Raw genomic sequence first — 18,708 nt, forward strand, 5'->3', positions numbered from 1 at the left:
CAACCGCTCCGGTTTGACAACACTACGGTGGAGCGGCCCGGATTGCTGCAGCCAAATGCATACTCAAAGAGGAATTGCCGTTTCCTCCTTGGCCGTCCTTATGACGATCATCGTGAAGAAGCGCGCGACATTGGTCTGATCCCGGAACAGCCTGTCACAGAGCAGGTCGAACTCTTCCATGTCGCGCAGGCGCAGCATCAGGACCACATCGGTTTCGCCAGTCACGGCATAGGCGTGCGAAACCGCCTCCTCTGCGCTGGCGGTGTCGAGAAAACGGCGCATGTGCTGCTCGCCGTGCAGTTTCAGTTCCACCGTGACGACTGCCTTGATCACCCGCCCTGCCCTGGCCGGATTCAGGATCGCGACGATCTTGTCGATCACGCCGGATTTGCGCAGACGCTGCAGACGGCGCAGACAGCTTGAGGGAGACAGGCCGACTTCATCGGCCATGTCGACATTGGTGCGCGAAGCGTCGCGCTGCATCAGGTTCAGAAGCTTCCGGTCGATCCGATCCACTGCCACACTCCGTCGCATATCGCTGCATTTGCAATAATATTGCACAATATCACAATCTTTGACCACAAATTCGAAGCGGATCCGCCTAGGGAATTCAGGCAACCCCGAAGGAGCCGACGATGCTGCTGTTGATGCTGATGCCAAAGCGGACCGCCACCAAAAACACCGGAGATGAGCTCGAGCAGGAAGACGGGTTCATGCACCAGCATGGCGGACGGGGTCCGCGATTGACCTTCCTGTGCTTTGAAGCGATTTCCGACCTGATCATCCGTGTCCAGGACGCCCTTGCAAGGCGCGAGCGATAACCGCGCCACCCGCGCGCCAAGAGGAATTCCCCATGCCGCTTTTCAGGATCATCTCGCACAACACGCTGGCTTCACTGAGGATTTACTGGGTTCTCGCCCGGATCATGGTCCCGATCACGATCATGGCCGAGGTGTTGTCCCGCATGGGGGCAATTGAAGCAATGGCGCCCGGTTTCGCGCCTGTCATGAAGTTGGTCGGATTGCCGCCGGAACTGGGGCTGGCCTGGCTGACGGCAATGATCGTCGGGATATGGGGCGCGGTCCCGCTGCTGTTCACACTCGTTCCCGTGTCCTCGCTCAGCACGGCGGACGTGACCGTGTTTTCAGCGCTTATCCTGTTTGCGCACGGGCTTCCGCTCGAACAGAAGATCATCCAGATGGCAGGTCCGGGCATGATCGCAACGACGGTGCTGCGGGTCGCGGGAGGATTGCTGTACGCTTTCCTGCTGCACCACGTCCTGCTCGCCACCGGCTGGTTGCAAACACCCGTCAACCCGGCCTGGATCCCGATGACCGCCACGCCCGACTGGGCCGAATTCTTCCACGGTTTGGCGGAGACCATGATCTGGATGCTTGTCGTGCTGGTTGTGCTGTCATGGGGACTTGAATTGCTCAAGCTGACAGGACTGCTGGAGATGATGATGAAAGCTCTTTCGCCCCTGCTGCGTCTTGCCGGCATCAACGGCGAAGCAGGTCACCTCACCGCTGTCGGCTTGTTTCTGGGGATTTCCTACGGCGCCGGTCTTCTGATCCGCGAGGCGCAATCGGACGCGCTGTCACCACGGCAGATCTTCCTGTCCTGCGTGTTCATGGGTTTCGCGCACAGCGTGATCGAGGACACGCTGATCGTGATGGCACTGGGAGCCGACATGTATGGCGTGCTTGTCGGCCGGCTGGCCTTCGCCATCGTGGCCACGGCGGCGATTGCCGCCCTGCTTCGCCACCTGGCCGACGAGACTTTCTTCGCGCATATGTTCCGGCAAAAAGCGTAAATGTCAGCCGGTCTTGCCGCGACGCCTTTTCTTGCCTGTCGGCTTGTCGGGCGCGGTGTCGTCAAACATCGGTTCGTGCCGCACAGGTTGCGGCAGATCTGGCCTTGAAGACAGTGGTTCGCGGCGAATGCCTGTAAACAAGAGCACCTCGGCCGAAGAGCCTGCGGCTATGCTTGCGGTTGCCGCGGGGTTCGTCTTGCGGCATCTCGACTGATCGAAGGTCAATATTGTCGTCATATCTGGACTCCAACTCGGTGGAACAGGAATTACGCGCGACATTCTTCTCCTTATCAATATTTTTCTAATACTCACTTGGTTAACAGCTCGCTAACGGTTTCGGGATAAGTTGATGGGAGTATCCAGTAGCGTTTGAGTAAGGTGTAGCCCGTGTCAGACAGTTTCCGTGATCTCGAACGGCCAGATGGCGCCCGCCGCAAGGATGCGGTGCTGATGGCAGCCATCAGCGGCCTCGAGTGCCTCGACCATCCCACCCGCCAGGACCTGGCGCGGTTTTCCCGCCTCTTCATCCCGCTCTACAAAACCGCCAGCCAGGAAACCCGCCGCACCGCGTCGGCGACGCTGTCGCGGCTGTCGCGGGTTCCCGAGGACGTGGCGGAGATGCTGATCAACGAGCCGATCGCGATTGCCGCCCCCTTCATCGCGCATTACCCGCTCATCAACGAGAACGCGCTGACCCGGGCGGTGATGCGCCATGGCGCGCCGCATGCCCGCGCAGCGGCCCGGCGCTCCGACCTCTCGCCGCAGGCAATCGCCAAGCTGCAGCAGCTGAAGGATCCGTCGGTCGACGGGCTTCTGGTGCTGCGCGGGCTGATCCCCGATCCCGCGGCGACACCTGTGCAGCGACCGGCGCCCTCTCCGGCGGCAACCACGCGGCCGACGGTCGATGCGCCACCGCTCGATCCAAGCGAGCGGCTCCGGGCGCAGCTCAAGGCAATGGTGGCGGCCAGCCCGACGCCGAAATCGCCGCTCAACCGTCCGACAAGCGCACGCAAGCCGCTGGCAAGTGATGCGCTGACGCCCAACACCGCGCCGGCCGTCGCCAGGTCTGCCACCGACAGCGCAACCGCTGCGGCACGGCGCCGGGTCGGCGATGTGCGGCTGGCGCAGCTTGCCCGCCATGCAGCCACCGATCAGGAAAGCTGGTTCGCCACCGCGCTGGCCGACGCCATGGGCGCGAGCTACGCGCTTGCCGAACGCATCATGATGGACCTGTCGGGCCGCCAGCTGGCGACCGCCCTGATCGGCCTGGGCGCGCCCGAGAGCACCATCAAGTCGGCGCTCGAGAGTTTCTTTCCGCACCTCGCGAAACCCTCAGCCCGGCACACGCTTGCAACCGACCTGATCGAGGAGCTCGACAGGGAGAGTTGCACCGCGCGGCTGCAGGCCTGGCAGCGCGCCGATAGCTACACCAATGGCGCGGCCGCGCATGTGCCGGCGCTGGCGGATGGCAAGCCGGTGCGTCAGGACACCGACCGGCGGATCTCGCCGCGCGATGTCCGTCACCGGGTTTCCTCCGCGCGCAAGGCCGGCTGACCCCGGCCCTTGGCTCAAGTCGCGTTGAAAGATTGATTCAAGCGGCTTTCAAGGCGATTCACCAGAAAGGATCAACCTGTTGATCCTGAATGGTTTCTTGCCACAACCGCCGTTGACGCCAGAGACCGGGCGCCAACCGGTTTGACCGGATCGCCGACCGCGGCGTTCGCGATGAGATGGGAGTTCGAGCAGGCCCGTCTACATGGCTGCGAGACGAGGGTCTCGCATCCCGCGACGAGCCGATGAGCGCCATCGCCTTCGCCCACGGCTTCCAGAGCCAGAGCCATTTCCCGCGCGCCTTCCGGCAGAAATACGGATGTTCGCCGAACCAGTTGCGCAAAGCCGGCCTGAGCTGACCGGCTCCCGGCATGGGCCGCACCCAGTTTCCGGACGTAATCGCGACCTACTCTTCAGCGAAGGGAAGATAGGTTTCCGGGCTGTCGGTTTCGATTTCGACCACCCAGATGTCGGGATCGAACTTCGCTTCGCGGGCGATCAGTTCGGAGACTTCGGCCTCAGGAACGCGGGTCTTGCGGAATTCGAACAACCGCCCATCCGGATGGTCTTCGTCGAAGGCCGTCTGCGGTGCGGGGGCGGCCAGGCTTTCACTGCCGTCGCGGTGGCGAATGCGGACGAAGATCGCACCGGCCTCCTCCGATCCGCGCCGTTCGATCGCCGCCATGTTACCTTCAGCAAACAGGCGGCGCGTCAGGGCTGCGACAAAGATGCCGGCCTTGAGCCTCACAGCGCGCCGATCTCGCGCAGTTTCTTGAGCACCGTCTCGTTCGGCTCGCCGGTGACCGGCAGGCGATAGTGCTTCTCGAAGGCGCTGATGGCGGCGCGCGTCTGCGATCCGGCGACGCCGTCGACGGTAATGTCCGCATAGGCGATGTTGGAAAGGCCCGACTGGATCTGCCGCACCAGCTCGCTCGGACCATCGGCGATCAGCGCCGAGATGGTCACCGGTTCGCCGGCACGTGCGTCCGATGCGACAGCCGGCGCAGGCCGGGGTTTTGGCGTCGGGCGTGCCGCGGGCTGGCTGCTCGCCACCTCGACGGGTGCCGCCGGTGTGCTGGCCTTGTCCATGACCGCGAGCAGCCCCGGGCTTGCCTCGCCGGTCTCAACATAACCGTTGTTCTTCTCCCAGGTGCGGATCGCGGCTGCGGATTTGGGGCCCATCAGGCCATCGATATCGCCGGAATACAGTCCCTTTTTGGCGAGAATCGTCTGCATCCGCACAAGCACCGGATCAGCTGCGGACACAGGCCCGGGCGCGGCTTCCGCGACGCTGTCTGCAACCGCCGGCGCGGGCACGGCGTTGGGAACGGGAATGGAGGCGGTCGGCGTGTTGTCGCTGCGTTCGATCCGGTAGGTGGTCACGGTGCGGGACGGCACGCCCTTGATGAACGGCGTCTGCGGGGTGACAGGCCGGGCGGTGGCGACAGGCACAGCCGGCGACGCCGCTTCGCGCGTCTTGAGGATCGGCGCGGGATGCTGTCCGGGCTGATGCCAGATCGCGTTGCTCGCGACGAAGCCGAAGATCACCGCAAACGCCACGCTGCCCCCGGCAAGCGAGGGATGCGCCGACACCAGCGAGCCGAGCATTCCGAGAATGCCGTGGCCCCGGGCGGGTTCATCGTCAAACAAGTCAGGCGATACGCGCTGTCTCGACATAGTCTTCATTCCTGCTTCTTGCATCATTTCGGGCCGGATTTCCGGCCGGTTTGCGGACGGCCTTGGGCAGCAGCGGCGGAAAAACCACTGCGACCCCGTCCGGGCTGTCGCACGTCTGGCTGTTGGCGCCGGAGCCGTCGGCGGGCAGGTCCACGGTCACGACGGTGCCCTCGCCTTCGGCGCTTTCGATGGTGAAGCGGCCGCCGTGCAGGTCCACCAGTCCCTTGACCAGGGACAGTCCAAGACCGGTTCCCTCGTAATGGCGGCCGAGTTCGTTCTGGGCCTGGACAAAGGGTTCGCCGATGCGGGCGAGCTTGTCCGCGGGAATGCCGATCCCGGTGTCGCTGACGACGAGCTGCAGCCGGCCGTCGCGGATGGCCGCGTCGACATTGACCACGCCTCCGGGCTCGGTGAACTTGATGGCGTTGCCGACCAGATTGATCAGAATCTGCTGCACGGCACTTCTGTCGGCCACGACTTCGCTTGGCCCCCGGGCCAGCCTGCGGGTCAGCGTGATGCGGCGGTTGGAGGCCTGCAGACGCAGCATCGCGTCGCAGCTATCGATGACATCCCCGATCGGGAAGGCCTCGACGAAGACTTCATAGCGTCCGGCTTCGATCTTCGACATATCGAGCATGGTGTTGACGAGCGACAGAAGATGCTCGCCCGACTGGTGGATCAGGCCGACATATTCGCGCTGGCGTTCATCGCTGAAAGTGCCGAACATTTCGCGCGCCAAAATATCCGAAAAGCCGATGATGGCGTTGAGCGGCGTGCGCAATTCATGGCTGACGGCGGCGAGAAACCGCGTCTTGGAGGCATTGGCGCTTTCGGCCTCTTCGACAACCGCGTTGGCGCGCACGTAATCGGCAACCTCGGCGGAGATGTCGCGCGTCTGGATAAGAAAGCCCGCAAAGACGCCGTCCGCGTCGCGTTCGGCCGACAGCGCCACGGCGACATGGACGAACTGCGAGGCTTCGCCCGGGCAATCGAACCGCAGTTCGAGCTGGCTGCGGGATTCGCCGCGGCGAAGGCTGTCGACGGCGTCGAGGAAAGCGATGCGGTCGGCCACGTGGATGCGATTGACGAAGCCCTTGCCGGAGACATCGCCGATCTTGCGGCTGAACTCCGCATGATCGGCGCCGGAAACCCGAACCACCTCGCCACGGGCGTTGTGCAGCGTCACCAGTCCGGGCAGACGGTCAAGCACATCTGACGTGCTGATATCGGTCGCCGTGCGGGTTTGGTCTGGCTCCACCGTCCCGGCGGCGACCTGAGCCGGGCGCGGGCTTTCAAGCCCGAAGGCCAGGCCGCGCACCAGGGCATAGAAGGCAAAAGCCAGGACAGAAGCTGCAAGGGCGCCGGCGGGAACGGCTGCCGCGTGGCCGGCCGCGTCCATCGCCGCGACCGCCAGCATGGCCGCTGCCGCGGACATCAGCCCGAGGGTCAACCCCGACAGCCGCCGGGACTGCATCGCCGCCTCAAGCGGCAGCAAGGCCAAGAGCGGCAGAAACGGAGAGGCCAGGCCACCGCTCAGGACCGCGAGAATGCCGAGCGCCAAGGTGACGGCAAATAGCGCGGCGCGACCAGCAAGACGCGTCGACCCGGTGGCGGCCAGCAATCCCGCCGCGGCAACCGGCAGGGCGGCGGCGGCCAGCGCGCCGGCAATCGCATGCGGCCAGGAAAAGGCGATCAGCAGGACCGGAGCGGTGATCATCGGCGCCAGCACAATGCCGGACAGGCAGTGCGTCATGGCGCTGAGGCGGCGCTCGTGGGTTTGGGCATCGGACACAGCGGACCCCAGCCAGGATTCGGCGGTTTGCCGTCCAGCCAGCTTCATTCTGTCGATGAGGTTGTCCAGTTTTGTCACTGCCGAATCCGTACACGCCGCAGTTGTTTGTTGTTGTCGCAACATTGTCATTGCCGGCTTAAGGAAAGGATAAGCCAGCCGTCCGGACACGGCCAAAACCGGCCGAATTGCCGCGACGGCGGCGATGCGGGAGCGGCTTTGGCGATTATGGTTAATCGATGCTTTCCGGAATCTGCAAGGTGTGACAACTGGCCGGCAATCCGCTTCAGAGCCGATAAAACCGCCGAAAGGTCACGCCTGCGCGGTTGCCGAAGACACGCGCCCGCCATACCCGCCGGCGCCGGCGGACGGTTTGATGCGGCACCCGGCGGGGTGCGGACAATTGCCTAAAATTTTCGGCAAATTTGGCTCAAAACCCATCGCCTGCTTCAAATCCGCCTTGAAGAATTTGCTTCATGGTGTGCGCAAGTTCGGGACAACCCGGGCATCTCCGCCCAAAGATGGCGGGAAACAGGAAGGGCTAACACATGTGGTTTCTGATAAAGGGAAGTTTCTGGTTCTCACTGGTGCTGATCGCCTTGCCGCTGCTCGATTCGAATTCGCGGGAGGCGCTTGAAGATGCGCCGCCGCTGGAAGTCGGCCAGAGCATGGCCGCCGCTGTCGAGGCGCTGCAGGACATCAGGCAAATCTGCGTCCGCAAGCCGGATATCTGCGAAACAGGCAGCGAGACCTTCGCCGCTCTCGGAGTGCGCGCCAAGGAAGGCGCCCGCATTGCCTACCAGTTTCTCGATTCCAAATTCGCCGATGGCGAAAGCGACCTGGTAACGGGATCCCTGCCCGTCACCAACTGAGTTTTCCCGGCCGCCCGCTCCATCAACGGGGCACTGGCCGGGGATGTCCGCCGTAAGTTGCATGATGCTAAAAACTGCCAACTCCAGTCGCGTCTGACGCGCCGCCGCCGGGACCAGCCCTTCCCCCGGCGGCGTTTTCTTTTGGCCATGGCCTACTGCCGCCATCCGCACCTGCTCGTGCCCGCATGCAGCGCCCGCTCCACCGCCAGCTTCCTGAACCCCGACATGCAGACAGCGTGACAAATTGCACCCGGACGGGGTGCATAAGCTGTCAAATCCGCCTATATGACTGAGCAATTACAGGAAACACCGATGTCCACGCTGCAAACCATCATCGACGATTTCGAGTATCTTGACGATTGGGAAGACCGCTACCGCTATCTGATCGAGATCGGCAAGGCGTTGCCGGAGATGCCTGAGAGCGAAAAGATCGACGAGAACAAGGTCAAAGGCTGCGCCAGCCAGGTCTGGCTGGTGGCCGAAACCGAACCGGGAGACCCGGGCGATCCGGTGATGATCTACCGCGGCTATTCCGACGCCCATATCGTGCGCGGCCTGGTCGCTGTCGTTCTGGCGGCGACCTCGGGAGAAAAGGCGTCGGCGGTGGAGAAGCTCGACGAGGCGGCCCTGATGTCGCAGCTGGGGCTGGGCGAGCACCTGTCGACGCAGCGGGCCAACGGTCTGCGCTCGATGGTCATGCGGATCAAGGCGCATGCCGCAGCGGCGCGGGCTGCCGGCTAGAGCATTTCCGGTGAAAACGGAGTCACCGAAAACGCTCTATCTTGTTGTTTTCACGCAATTCCGGACGCAAAACCGGTTCCCAGTTTCGCTGGAATTACTCTACAGCATCGCGCATCCAATTGGATGCGCAAAGGGCGCTGTAGCACTTTGAAATGATGCTTGTTCGTTATCGCTCAATTGAATCCAGTTGAGCGCGACATGCATTGGGCTTTCGCCGCGGCGCCGCATAATGCCTGGCGAGTGCTGCGAGAGCCGTGCGCAGCATCAACTTGGCTGACCGGGCTGGCCATTGCCGTTCGCGCTCGACCTCGGCCAGACCTTTCAGAAAACAGCAGACATCGAGCAGGACGCCCGAGAGTTCCGGTCCTACCTCGGCCAGCGCCGCCTCAACGCGCAACCTTGCGGACAAGGCCGCCTCACCGAGTTCCGCCGCTCCTCCGGCGCCGCCCTTTGACCGTCCGTAGCGCACGGGCTCCCAGTTCTGGCCAAGCGAGGGCTGCATCTGACCGCGGGTGAAATCGAGCCTGAGCCTTTCGCCCGCCTCCACCTGCGCCGGCTCAAGGAACAGGGCACCGCCCCGGCCCCTCAGCCGCGTCAGCGCCGCCAGTGGCGATTCGTCCTGATTGATCCGCAACTGCCCGTGATCGGGATCGGATCCGGCCACCAGCGTCCGGTGCTGGTCCTGGAAGGCGCTGTCGGGGTCGGCGAGCCAGCGCTTGAGCGCTGCCCGGCCCTCGGGCGTCGCCGTGCAGGATTGCCCGGTTCGCGAGGATTGCGGCGGGGACGGATCGATGGCGACCAGACCGCGCTGCAGCGCCGCCCTGAATATCCGGGCATCGACCTTTCGGGACGCGCCGTCGTCGCGGATCAGTTCCACCCGACCGGGATGCGGGGGTATGCCCGCCACCGGCACGGTTGCGGGACCGCGCGCCAGGAAGCCGACGAGAGCGGCGAGCGCACGGCGCGACCGGCCTGCCTCAGAGCCCTGCATCATCATGCCCCAGCGGCGCAAAGACAGCCCCGACACAGCGCTCGCACTGTTCGACGAAGCGGTCGTAGCCGGCGTCGTCGCGGCGGTCCTCGACCACCGAGCAGGCATGCATGACGGTGGTACGGTCGCGGCCGAAGGCGGTGGCAATGGTCTGATAGGGCACCGAGAGCACCACGTGGCTGAGATACATGGCGATCTGCCGCATGTGGCAGCGCGGCCGGCGGCGGGCGGCGCCTTCCGGCAGGTCCCGGTCGCAGGCGGCAGCAAACAGTTCCGCCACCAGCCGCCAGGTGACGCGGCAGCGCAGGATATCGACAAATGTGGTCGCTCCGGCCGGTTCGCCCGGACGGGGCCTTGCGGCACCGCCGGCCGGGGCTGAACCGGGGACGCCCGAAAGCCCGAGCAGTGCGCTCAGACCGGCATTGCCGGCAAGGGCTGCCAGCGCCATCGCCGTTTCATCGCCAAGTACAGGGCCGCTCAAGGCATTGACCTGGGCGGCGCGGGCTGCCGGCTCGGGAACGATAGTGTCTGAATGGCCGCTGGTTGGGTTCTTGCGTCGGAAAGCCATGATGAAAATCTCCATTAATAGGAATATTTTCTTACATGATATGCAGATCATGGGGACGTGCAGCCACCCACACCCTACACCCTAGCGTTGATTCTGCATTGTTTTTGGTAATTTTGAACCGAAATGTGAGGATTTTTTTCCTCACATGTTCGCAGATCCCTGATCGCGGCGCCGGCAGCGGCCGGCCGGAACGCAGCTCTGCAACAGGAAGCAGGCAGGTTTGCATGAAAAAACCGTGGCCCCGGGGCCACGGTTTTTCAAGGATCGCATGTCCGGGCTGCCGTCCATGCAAAGATCCGAACTGGTTGGAGCTGTTCCCGGTTGAGGGTTGACGACCGAACCGGAAGAGCCGCCGACCCTTACTTGCCGCGCTTGCGCTTCTGACCGAGACCCATTTCCTTGGCCAGGCGCGACCGCGCTTCGGCATAGGAGGGAGCGACCATCGGATAATCCGCAGGCAGATCCCACTTCTCGCGGTACTGCTCGGGCGTCAACCCGTAATGGGTCATCAGGTGCCGCTTGAGCGACTTGAACTTCTGGCCGTCTTCAAGGCAGATCAGATAATCGTTCTGGATCGACCGGCGAACCGATACTGCTGGCTTCGGCTTCTCAACGACTTCTTCCGTCATCGTGGTAGCACCGCCGAGTGCGGCATGTACCTGCGAGATCACGTTCGGAAGATCATTAGCCGCCACGGAGTTGTTGCTCACGTAAGCAGCGACAATTTCCGCGGTCAGCTCGATGAGCAAATCCGCACCATTGTCCTTGTTTGCTTCTGTCATAGTCTGGTCCTAACTCTTTTTGAAATGCAAGCTGTGTGGGTTTCGGAACAAGATAGTTACAAATAACGCACATTCCGCACGACGTGCTGCAGCGTTGGATTTACATTGTTTTACACCTTAAGCAAGTACTAGTTCTTGTAGAATTTGCTCCCCATTAATACAAATTTACACAAATTTATAAAAAACATGTAATCATGGCGCGAATTTGGCCCCGTAATGAATTTTTAGGTTGCAGACAATATTCAACTACAATTACTTATCTCTATGCGTTATCTTTCGGCTTCATGTCATCCATTACCGCTGACGAATGCAAGCGGTATCCGACCGCATAGGCCGCCTTGGCAAGAAGATGCGAGGACACCGGAGCCGTAAGCAGGAAGAACACCACCCCGGCGAGCGCCCGCGACATGGTTCCGGTATCGGTGGCATGAATGGCCAGCGCGATCAGCATCAGGCAGGAGCCCATGGTACCGGCCTTGGAGGCGGCATGCATGCGGGTATAGACGTCCGGCAAGCGCAGCAGGCCGATGGAAGCAACCAGCGCGAAAAACGAGCCGATGACCAGGAACGCCGCCGATACCAGTGTGACCAGTTCACTCATTGTCTTGCCTTCCCGAAGTCTTGCCAGCCGCAGGCCCGGTATCCATTCCGCCGGATCCGGACCTGGCCTTTGCCGCAGCCTTTGCCTGCCGCCGCGCCGCCGACGCGGCTTCCCGCGCCTCGCTCAGGATATCGTCCTCGGTCTTGCCGCGTGAGAGGACGAAACGGGCAAAGGCCACGGTGGCAAGGAAGCCGACCAGCCCCAGCGCGATCGCCACATCGACATAGAGCGTATAGCCGGTCTTGATGCCGATGACCGCGATGAAGCCGATCGCGATGGCGACCAGCATGTCGAGGCCCAGGATCCGGTCCGGCAGGGTCGGTCCCTTGACAATGCGGTAGATGGTGACCAGGAACGACAGGCTCAGGATTGCGAGCGCAAGGGTGACGGCGTGATCGAAGATGGTTGCGACGCTGATCATCGGAACGCCTCCATGATCTTGCGCTCGAAGCCTTCGGCGATGTCGCGCCGGGCGCCGTCGGGATCGGACGCGTCGATGGCGTGCACGTAGAGAATGCGGCGGTCTTCCGACACATCCACAGACAGCGTGCCGGGCGTCAGCGTGATCAGGTTGGCCAGGATGGTGATCTCGAAATCGCGGTCGACCCTGAGCGGATAGGCGAAGATCCCCGGCTTGAGATCCATGCGCGGCGACAGCACCAGCACGGCAACCCTCCAGGCCGACAGCACCAGTTCATAGACAAACAGCAGCAGCAGCGAGATCACCCGCCGGGCGCGGGAGAAATAGCCGGTGGAGCCCACCTGCTCGCGGATCAGCGACAGGGCGAAGATCGCCAGCACGAAGCCGAAGGCAAAATTGAGGAATGTGAACGAACCGCTGACCGCCGACCAGGTCAGCGCCAGCAGCACATTGACCAGAAACAGGCTCATTGCGATGCCTCCACGGGAAAGACCGAAAGCACATAGGCGGACGGATCGAGAAGCCCGCGGGCGGCATCCTGGGCCAGCGCCATCACAGGTTCGGGCCAGACGCCGGCAGCGACGGTGATGGCGACCAGACCAGCCAACGCCATGGTTGCGCCGACCGGCAACGGGCTGAGGGCGGCCGCATCGGGGTCTCCGGCAGGTGCGGGACGCCAGTAGGCGAGCGCCCAGATCCGCCCGACGGTTATCGTGGTCAACAGCCCGGTCACCAGGATTGCGCCCGCAAGCCACCAGGCGCCGATGTCGAGCGAGGCCTTGACCAGCATGATCTTGGGCCAGAAGCCGGAGAACGGCGGCAGGCCGGCTACCGACAGGAACAGCATCAGCGTCATGGCGGCGATCGCGGCGTTCTTGGTGTAGAGCCCGCCGGCGGAGGTCAGCTCGAAGCTGCCGCCGAGCCGGGCGGCGACGCCGGCGGCGAAATAGAGCGCGGTCATCACCACCATGGAATGGGCGGCGTAGAGGATCGCGCCGGAAAGGCCGGCCGGACTGCCTAGCGCCAGTCCGGCCATCATCACGCCGATGCCCGAAATCACCAGGAAGCCGAGCGAACGGCGGATATCATTCTGCGCCAGCGCGCCCATGACGCCGAGGATCATGGTCAGCGCCGCGGCAATGGCGATGAGGAAGGACAGTTCCTCGCGCTCGAAGGGAAACAGCATGCCGAGGATCCGGAGCAGCGCGTAGATGCCGACCTTGGTCAAGAGGCCGGCGAACAGCGCCGAAACCACCAGCCGCGGCGTGTGATAGGAGGCGGGCAGCCAGAAATTGACCGGGAATGCGGCGGCCTTCATGGCAAAGGCCAGCAGGTAGAGCGTCACCAGCGTCATCAGCGGCGCGGTGCCGCGCAGTTCGGATGCCTTGATGGCGATATCGGCCATGTTGAGGGTGCCGAACAGGCCGTAGAGATAGCCGGTGGCGACCAGGAACAGCGTCGTGGCTATCAGGTTGAGGAAGGCATACTTGACCGCGCCGTCGAGCTGTTTCTTCTCGGAGCCGAGCACCAGCAGGCCGAAGGAGGAAATCAGCAGCACCTCGAACCAGACATAGAGGTTGAAGATGTCGCCGGTCAGGAACGCGCCGAGAATGCCGGCCATGATCAGCATCAGGAACGGGTAGAAGCCGTAGCGGCGGCCGGTGTCATCGACATCCGAGCGGCCGTAGATTCCGGCGCCGAGCGCCACCAGCGCCGAGGTGGCGGCGAAGAAGGCGCCGAGCAGATCGACCGTAAACGATATGCCGAACGGCGGCAGCCAGCGGCCCATGGTCATGCTCAGCGTGCCGCTCTGAAAGACATGCACGAGTAGTCCCAGCGTCATCAGCACCAGCAGCGCCAGCGCCGGAATGGCGATCAGCGGCTGCAGGTCGGTGCGCTTCCTGAGCATCAGCAGGACCGCGCCGATCAGGATGCACCAGATCACCGGAGCGACGATCAGCCAGTCGGCAGCCGCCACCGGCTGCATCACGTAAGCGACGGAAAGATCCTGGAGAGCTTCGCTTTTTCCAGCCATTGCCGGTCTCCCCTCAGTACCCGGCCGGCGGGGACTTGTCCCCCACCGGCTCGGCTACGCGCATGTCGTCGGAGCTGTCGGTCTCGAGTTCCTGGAAGGCGCGGTAACCCAGCACCAGGAGAAACGCGAAGAACGAGAACGAGATCACGATCGCCGTCAGGATCAGCGCCTGCGGCAGCGGGTTGGCGGCGGCCCCCGTCAACGCATCGGCATCGCCCGGAATGATCGGCGGCACTTCGCGGGTGACGCGGCCCGCGGTGAAGATCAGCAGGTTGACGGCGTTGCCGAGAATGGCAGCGCCCATCAGGATGCGGATGACATGCTTGGACAGGAACAGGTAGATGGCGACGGTAAACAGCGCGCCCACCAGGATGGCAAGGATCGGTTCCATCAGTCGCGGTCCCTTTCCTCAAGCGCCAGCGCTATCGACGAGATGGCGCCGACCACAACCAGATAGACGCCAACATCGAACACCAGCACGCTCGACAGCGGGATCTCCACACCGAAGAGGTGCGGGTAGATCCACAGGCCCGACATGTAGGGCACGCCGGCAAAGATCGACAGCACACCGGCCATGGCCGACATGAACAGGCCGAAGGCGGCGATCGCCATCGGATGGAAATAGATGGCGCGGCGGACAGGTGCTACGCCGCAGGCAATGCCGTAGATCGCCAGCGCCGAGGCCGCGATCAGGCCGCCGATGAAGCCGCCGCCGGGCTCGTTGTGGCCGCGCAGCAGAACGAAGATCGAAAACAGCACCATCAGGCTGGTGAGATAGGGCGCGATCGAGCGGAAGATTACCGTACGCATGTCATCTCACCTCCCTGCCCTGTGCAGGACCTTGTGCGGCGCGCCGGTCGGGGTCGTTGTCGGCCACCGTGGCGCGCGGGGTACGGATGCGGATCAGCGAGAGGATGGCAAGGCCGGTGACCATCACAACCGCGATCTCGCCCAGCGTATCCGTGCCGCGGAAATCGACAATGATGACGTTGACGACATTGGCGCCGTGGGCGACGACTTTCGAGTAGGCCGAGAAGAAATCGCTCAGCGCGGTGTTGAACGGCTGCTGGGTCACCGAAAGCAGGTAGAGCGTGAAGCCGCCGCCGCAGGCGATCGCCACACTCATGTCGACGACCTTCTGCAGGGTTGGCCGGTGATCCGAGGCGTGCAGTTTCAATCGGGTCATGACCAACGCCAGGATGACCACCGCCAGCGTCTCGACCATGAACTGGGTGAACGACAGGTCGGGCGCGCCGAACAGCATGAAGATCAGCGCCACGGCAAAGCCCTGGATGCCGAGCGAAACGATGGCCGTCAGCCGGTCGCGGGCATAGATGACGGCGGCCAGTCCGATCAGCACGATGGCCGCAACCACCAGTTCGTGGAACTGAGCGTCTTCGGGCCAGACCGGCATCGCCGGCCATTCGCCGTACCAGGCCATCGGTCCGATCAGGGCCGCGGCGATCATCAGGAAGGTGACGGTCATGTAGATGTCGAGGCGGCCGGGCTGGACAAGACGCGTCACCGCCACCGAGAGGCGCACCGCGCCGCTGATGAACTGGTCGAAGCCGCGGTCCGGGCCCCAGCCGATGGCCGCAAGCAGCCAAGCCATCCCGGCGCGAAGCCGGTCGAGCATGCGATAGGCGATGATGCCGAAGGCGATGGTGACCAGCGACAGGATCAACGCCGGGCCCATGTGCGGGATCACCGAGATGGTCACGGTTTCGGCCTCGCCGGCGATGGCGCTCGCCATCGGCGAGGAGATGAAGCGGTGGGTGACAGGCGAGATCAGCGCGGCAACCAGCGCGGCGATGCCCAGCGTCAGCGGTCCGAGCCAGAGCAGCACCGGCCCTTCATGGGCGTGCTTCGGCGTCTTGACCTCGGGGCCGAGGAACGGCTTGAGCGCGACGGCAAAGCCGATGACGAACATCAGGCCGTTGCCGATGACAGCCACTGCGACGAAGGCCAGCGACCAGGGATCGGTGTGCCAGAGCGCGTAGTAGATCTCCTCCTTAGCGAGGAAGCCCAAAAACGGCGGCAGGCCGGCCATCGAGATCGCCGCGGCAAGGGCTGCGACGAAGGTCACCGGCATGGCCCTGCGCAGGCCGCCGAGCCTGGTGACGTCCCGGGTACCGGCCTCGTGGTCGATCAGGCCAGCGACCATGAACAGCCCGCCCTTGAACAGCGAATGCGCCACCAGGTAGAGCACGGCCGCCGCGATGGCGTGTTCGGAGCCGAAACCGGTCAGCATGACCAGCAATCCTAACGAGGAGACCGTGGTGTAGGCCAGCATCAGCTTGAGATCGGTCTGGCGGATGGCGAGAGCCGTGCCGACGATCAGCGTCGTGCCGCCGAAGACCGGCAGAATGGTCCCCCACCAGACAGTGTCGCCAAGCACCGGATTGAGCCGCATCAGCAGATAGACGCCGGCTTTGACCATGGTGGCCGAATGCAGATAGGCCGACACCGGCGTCGGCGCTTCCATGGCGTTGGGCAACCAGAAATGCAGCGGGAACTGCGCCGACTTCGAAAACGCGCCGCCAAGCACCAGGAGCAGCGCCAGCAAGTAGAACGGGCTGCCGCGAAGCTCGTCGCCATAGTTCAAGAGCAGCGAGACCTGGCTGACGCCGGTGATGTTCCAGATCACCAGCAGACCGGCCAACAGTGCCAGTCCGCCGCCGCCGGTGACCACCAGCGCCTGGATGGCGGCGCGGCGCGAGGCCTCGCGGGCGTGGTCGAAACCGATCAGCAGGAACGAGGTGATCGAGGTCAGTTCCCAATAGACAAACAGCATCAGGAAGCTGTCGGAAATGACCACGCCGAGCATGGCGCCCATGAACAAAAGCATGAACGAGAAGAACCGGCCGAGCTGGTCGTGGCCTTTGAGGTAACCGCCGGAATAGAGAATGATCAGCGCGCCGATGCCCGAGATCAGCAGCGCGAAGGTCAGCGAAAGACCGTCGATCAGCCAGGAGAAACTGACATTGTAGGACGGAACCCACTGGAAACCGCCGGTGACGACACCGCCATCGGCGACATCGGCGGAAAAGCCAAGAAAATGGATGAAGATCGCCACCGGCGCCAAGGCCAGAAGCCATGCTGCATTGTGGCCGAGACGACGTGTCAGCCACGGGGCAATCAGCGCCGCCAGAAATGGCAGCATCAAGACAATAAAAGTCGTTCCAGGCGCGCTGGCGCTCATCAATATTCCCCGGGGGACAGCCCTCTGACATCCGCTTTTCGCGGTTTTGTGCTCGTCACTTAGTCATCAGCTTGGACAAGAACAAGGCAATCCTTTTCATTATTCGTGGAAAAGCAATGGTCTGGCGCGCGGATTTCGACACCTGCGGCAATCTAACCGATTTACCCACAGCAACACGGCCGCCGCACACGCTCCCGAGTCAGGCGAATTCAAATTAGGTCAGCATTATTGACATAAATTACGATTCGTGATCATTGTTGCTCGCAGGCCGTCATGAACGCATTTTTGTTGCGCCCGGACCGGCCCATCAGGCTGAAACGATCAGGACCTGCGGCAAACGGAATGGCATCGACGCGCCATCGCCTGCCGCACTTGGGAGGACGGGACATGAGCACTCAGATGCAGGCCGACGCAAACGGCACCGCGACAGCCGGGCACGGGCTCGACTGGCCGGGACTTTTCGCCACGCGGGCGGAACGGATGAAGGCATCGGAAATCCGCGAACTGCTCAAACTGCTCGACCAGCCCGACGTGATCTCCTTTGCCGGCGGCATTCCCGACCCGGCGCTGTTTCCGGCCGAAGCTTTTGGCGCGGCGCTGACCTCGGCGCTCACCGGCGACACCAAGGGCGCGGCGCTGCAATACTCGGTCAGCGAGGGCTACAAGCCGCTTCGCGACTGGCTGGTCACCCGCATGGCCTCGCTCGGGATCGAGTGCAGCGCCGACAACATCATGATCACTTCGGGTTCGCAGCAGGCGCTCGACTATCTCGGAAAGCTGTTCCTGTCGAAGGGCGATACGGCGCTGGTCGGGTGGCCGACCTATCTCGGCGCGCTGCAGGCCTTCAACGCCTATGAGCCCAATTACGACCGCCTCACCCCGCTCGGCAACCGCTCGGCGGATGACTATCGCGCGACCGCGGCGGCCAACGGCGGGCAGGTGAAATTCGCCTATGCCTCGGCCGATTTCGCCAATCCGACCGGCGAGACGCTGCCCGAAAGCGCGCGCAAGAATATTCTCGACCTGGCCGAAGAACTCGACATCGCGGTGATCGAGGACGCCGCCTACCAGTCGCTGCGCTATGACGGCGACGAGATCCCGCCGCTGCTGGCGCTCGACATCGAACGCTCGGGCTCGATCGAGGCGACCCGCACGATCTACTGCGGCAGCTTCTCCAAGACGCTCGCGCCGGGCCTGCGCGTCGGCTGGGTCTGCGCCGCAAAACCGGTGATTTCCAAGCTCGTCCTGATGAAACAGGCGGCCGACCTGCATTCGGCGACGCTCAACCAGATGGCGATCCACCGGGTTGCTTCCGACGGCTTCGAGGCGCAGGTCGGGAAGATCAAGGCCACCTACCAGGCGCGGCGCGACGCCATGCTGGCGGCCCTCGCCCGCCACATGCCCGACGGCGTGAGCTGGACAAAGCCCGATGGCGGCATGTTCGTCTGGGTCACCCTGCCCGAAGGGTTTGACGGCGCGGCGCTGCTGGCCGAAAGCCTGAAGACGGAACGCGTCGCCTTCGTGCCGGGCAAGGCCTTCTTCGCCGACGGCTCGGGCGCCAACACCATCCGGCTGTCCTTCTCCTGCGCCTCCGAGGTGATGATCGAAGAAGGCATCAAGCGGCTGGGCCGGGTGGTGCGCGGCGGTTAGGCCGGGCGCAAATTG

22 protein-coding genes are annotated in these 18,708 nt (G+C 63.5%); 7 read left to right on the forward strand and 15 right to left on the reverse strand.

Going from position 1 to position 18,708, the window contains the following annotated elements; translation table 11 throughout:
• Positions 1-63 precede the first annotated feature (63 nt).
• Positions 64-516 carry an Lrp/AsnC family transcriptional regulator gene (locus O4H62_RS04160; RefSeq protein WP_269385844.1) on the reverse strand — a complete coding sequence of 151 codons (453 nt, stop codon included), beginning with the start codon at positions 514-516 and terminating at the stop codon, positions 64-66.
• A gap of 119 nt (positions 517-635) precedes the next feature.
• Between O4H62_RS04160 and O4H62_RS04165 the strand changes: the two genes are divergently transcribed.
• Together O4H62_RS04165 and O4H62_RS04170 are read left to right on the forward strand one after the other, a co-directional pair.
• Positions 636-821, forward strand: coding sequence for a hypothetical protein (locus tag O4H62_RS04165; protein WP_269385845.1), 186 nt, complete (start codon positions 636-638; stop codon positions 819-821).
• A 32-nt stretch (positions 822-853) separates the two neighbouring features.
• Positions 854-1,813 carry a nucleoside recognition domain-containing protein gene (locus tag O4H62_RS04170; RefSeq protein ID WP_269385846.1) on the forward strand — a complete coding sequence of 320 codons (960 nt, stop codon included), beginning with the start codon at positions 854-856 and terminating at the stop codon, positions 1,811-1,813.
• 3 nt (positions 1,814-1,816) lie between these two features.
• On the opposite strand, the gene O4H62_RS04175 is transcribed toward O4H62_RS04170, so the two are convergent.
• Entirely contained in the window at positions 1,817-2,050 is a 234-nt protein-coding gene (locus O4H62_RS04175; RefSeq protein WP_269385847.1) for a hypothetical protein, read from the reverse strand.
• Positions 2,051-2,200: 150 nt separating this feature from the next.
• Here O4H62_RS04175 and O4H62_RS04180 point away from each other — a divergent pair, with 150 nt between their 5' ends.
• Complete coding sequence (locus tag O4H62_RS04180) at positions 2,201-3,367, forward strand: DUF2336 domain-containing protein (RefSeq protein WP_269385848.1); 1,167 nt, start codon at positions 2,201-2,203, stop codon at positions 3,365-3,367.
• 176 nt (positions 3,368-3,543) lie between these two features.
• Positions 3,544-3,723 carry a helix-turn-helix domain-containing protein gene (locus O4H62_RS04185; protein WP_269385849.1) on the forward strand — a complete coding sequence of 60 codons (180 nt, stop codon included), beginning with the start codon at positions 3,544-3,546 and terminating at the stop codon, positions 3,721-3,723.
• A 47-nt stretch (positions 3,724-3,770) separates the two neighbouring features.
• Here the strand turns inward: O4H62_RS04185 and O4H62_RS04190 are convergent, their stop codons facing one another.
• The 3 genes from O4H62_RS04190 to O4H62_RS04200 are packed head-to-tail and all read right to left on the reverse strand — an operon-like array spanning position 3,771 to position 6,911.
• Positions 3,771-4,112: a DUF1491 family protein gene (locus tag O4H62_RS04190; protein ID WP_269385850.1), complete on the reverse strand. Its 342-nt coding sequence runs from the start codon at positions 4,110-4,112 to the stop codon at positions 3,771-3,773.
• The gene (locus O4H62_RS04195) at positions 4,109-5,041 is read right to left on the reverse strand and encodes a peptidoglycan-binding domain-containing protein (RefSeq protein WP_269385851.1); all 933 of its coding nucleotides are present in this window, start codon (positions 5,039-5,041) and stop codon (positions 4,109-4,111) included. The genes O4H62_RS04190 and O4H62_RS04195 overlap by 4 nt, the downstream gene beginning before the upstream one ends.
• Complete coding sequence (locus tag O4H62_RS04200) at positions 5,016-6,911, reverse strand: sensor histidine kinase (RefSeq protein WP_269385852.1); 1,896 nt, start codon at positions 6,909-6,911, stop codon at positions 5,016-5,018. Before O4H62_RS04200 ends, O4H62_RS04195 begins: the two co-directional genes overlap by 26 nt.
• Positions 6,912-7,378: 467 nt before the next feature.
• Between O4H62_RS04200 and O4H62_RS04205 the strand changes: the two genes are divergently transcribed.
• Positions 7,379-7,702 carry a DUF5330 domain-containing protein gene (locus O4H62_RS04205; protein ID WP_269385853.1) on the forward strand — a complete coding sequence of 108 codons (324 nt, stop codon included), beginning with the start codon at positions 7,379-7,381 and terminating at the stop codon, positions 7,700-7,702.
• Between the two features lie 312 nt (positions 7,703-8,014).
• Positions 8,015-8,443, forward strand: a complete 429-nt coding sequence (locus tag O4H62_RS04210) for a SufE family protein (protein ID WP_269385854.1) — start codon at positions 8,015-8,017, stop codon at positions 8,441-8,443.
• Between the two features lie 166 nt (positions 8,444-8,609).
• Here O4H62_RS04210 and O4H62_RS04215 read toward each other — a convergent pair whose 3' ends face one another.
• The 10 genes from O4H62_RS04215 to O4H62_RS04260 all read right to left on the reverse strand — a co-directional run bounded on the left by O4H62_RS04215 (position 8,610) and on the right by O4H62_RS04260 (position 17,043).
• Entirely contained in the window at positions 8,610-9,434 is an 825-nt protein-coding gene (locus O4H62_RS04215; RefSeq protein ID WP_269385855.1) for a DUF6456 domain-containing protein, read from the reverse strand.
• The gene (locus O4H62_RS04220; protein ID WP_331284443.1) at positions 9,421-10,002 is read right to left on the reverse strand and encodes a helix-turn-helix domain-containing protein; all 582 of its coding nucleotides are present in this window, start codon (positions 10,000-10,002) and stop codon (positions 9,421-9,423) included. Before O4H62_RS04220 ends, O4H62_RS04215 begins: the two co-directional genes overlap by 14 nt.
• 359 nt (positions 10,003-10,361) lie before the next feature.
• Positions 10,362-10,784, reverse strand: a complete 423-nt coding sequence (locus O4H62_RS04225; RefSeq protein ID WP_269385856.1) for a MucR family transcriptional regulator — start codon at positions 10,782-10,784, stop codon at positions 10,362-10,364.
• 262 nt (positions 10,785-11,046) lie between these two features.
• Positions 11,047-11,385, reverse strand: coding sequence for a monovalent cation/H(+) antiporter subunit G (gene mnhG, locus O4H62_RS04230; protein ID WP_269385857.1), 339 nt, complete (start codon positions 11,383-11,385; stop codon positions 11,047-11,049).
• On the reverse strand, positions 11,378-11,806 hold the full coding sequence (locus O4H62_RS04235; RefSeq protein WP_269385858.1) for a cation:proton antiporter: 429 nt from the start codon (positions 11,804-11,806) through the stop codon (positions 11,378-11,380). Before O4H62_RS04235 ends, mnhG begins: the two co-directional genes overlap by 8 nt.
• Positions 11,803-12,276, reverse strand: a complete 474-nt coding sequence (locus tag O4H62_RS04240; protein ID WP_269385859.1) for a Na+/H+ antiporter subunit E — start codon at positions 12,274-12,276, stop codon at positions 11,803-11,805. The genes O4H62_RS04235 and O4H62_RS04240 overlap by 4 nt, the downstream gene beginning before the upstream one ends.
• Positions 12,273-13,841, reverse strand: a complete 1,569-nt coding sequence (locus O4H62_RS04245) for a Na+/H+ antiporter subunit D (protein ID WP_269385861.1) — start codon at positions 13,839-13,841, stop codon at positions 12,273-12,275. Before O4H62_RS04245 ends, O4H62_RS04240 begins: the two co-directional genes overlap by 4 nt.
• Before the next feature lie 13 nt (positions 13,842-13,854).
• Complete coding sequence (locus O4H62_RS04250; protein WP_269385862.1) at positions 13,855-14,232, reverse strand: Na+/H+ antiporter subunit C; 378 nt, start codon at positions 14,230-14,232, stop codon at positions 13,855-13,857.
• Positions 14,232-14,651, reverse strand: a complete 420-nt coding sequence (locus O4H62_RS04255; protein WP_269385864.1) for a Na(+)/H(+) antiporter subunit B — start codon at positions 14,649-14,651, stop codon at positions 14,232-14,234. Before O4H62_RS04255 ends, O4H62_RS04250 begins: the two co-directional genes overlap by 1 nt.
• 1 nt (position 14,652) lies before the next feature.
• Positions 14,653-17,043: a putative monovalent cation/H+ antiporter subunit A gene (locus O4H62_RS04260; RefSeq protein ID WP_269385865.1), complete on the reverse strand. Its 2,391-nt coding sequence runs from the start codon at positions 17,041-17,043 to the stop codon at positions 14,653-14,655.
• A gap of 387 nt (positions 17,044-17,430) precedes the next feature.
• Between O4H62_RS04260 and O4H62_RS04265 the strand changes: the two genes are divergently transcribed.
• Positions 17,431-18,693, forward strand: a complete 1,263-nt coding sequence (locus tag O4H62_RS04265) for a PLP-dependent aminotransferase family protein (RefSeq protein ID WP_269385866.1) — start codon at positions 17,431-17,433, stop codon at positions 18,691-18,693.
• Positions 18,694-18,708: the final 15 nt, after the last annotated feature.

This window comes from Parahoeflea alexandrii, assembly GCF_027214025.1.
GTDB classification, from domain to species: Bacteria; Pseudomonadota; Alphaproteobacteria; order Rhizobiales; family Rhizobiaceae; genus Hoeflea; species Hoeflea alexandrii_A.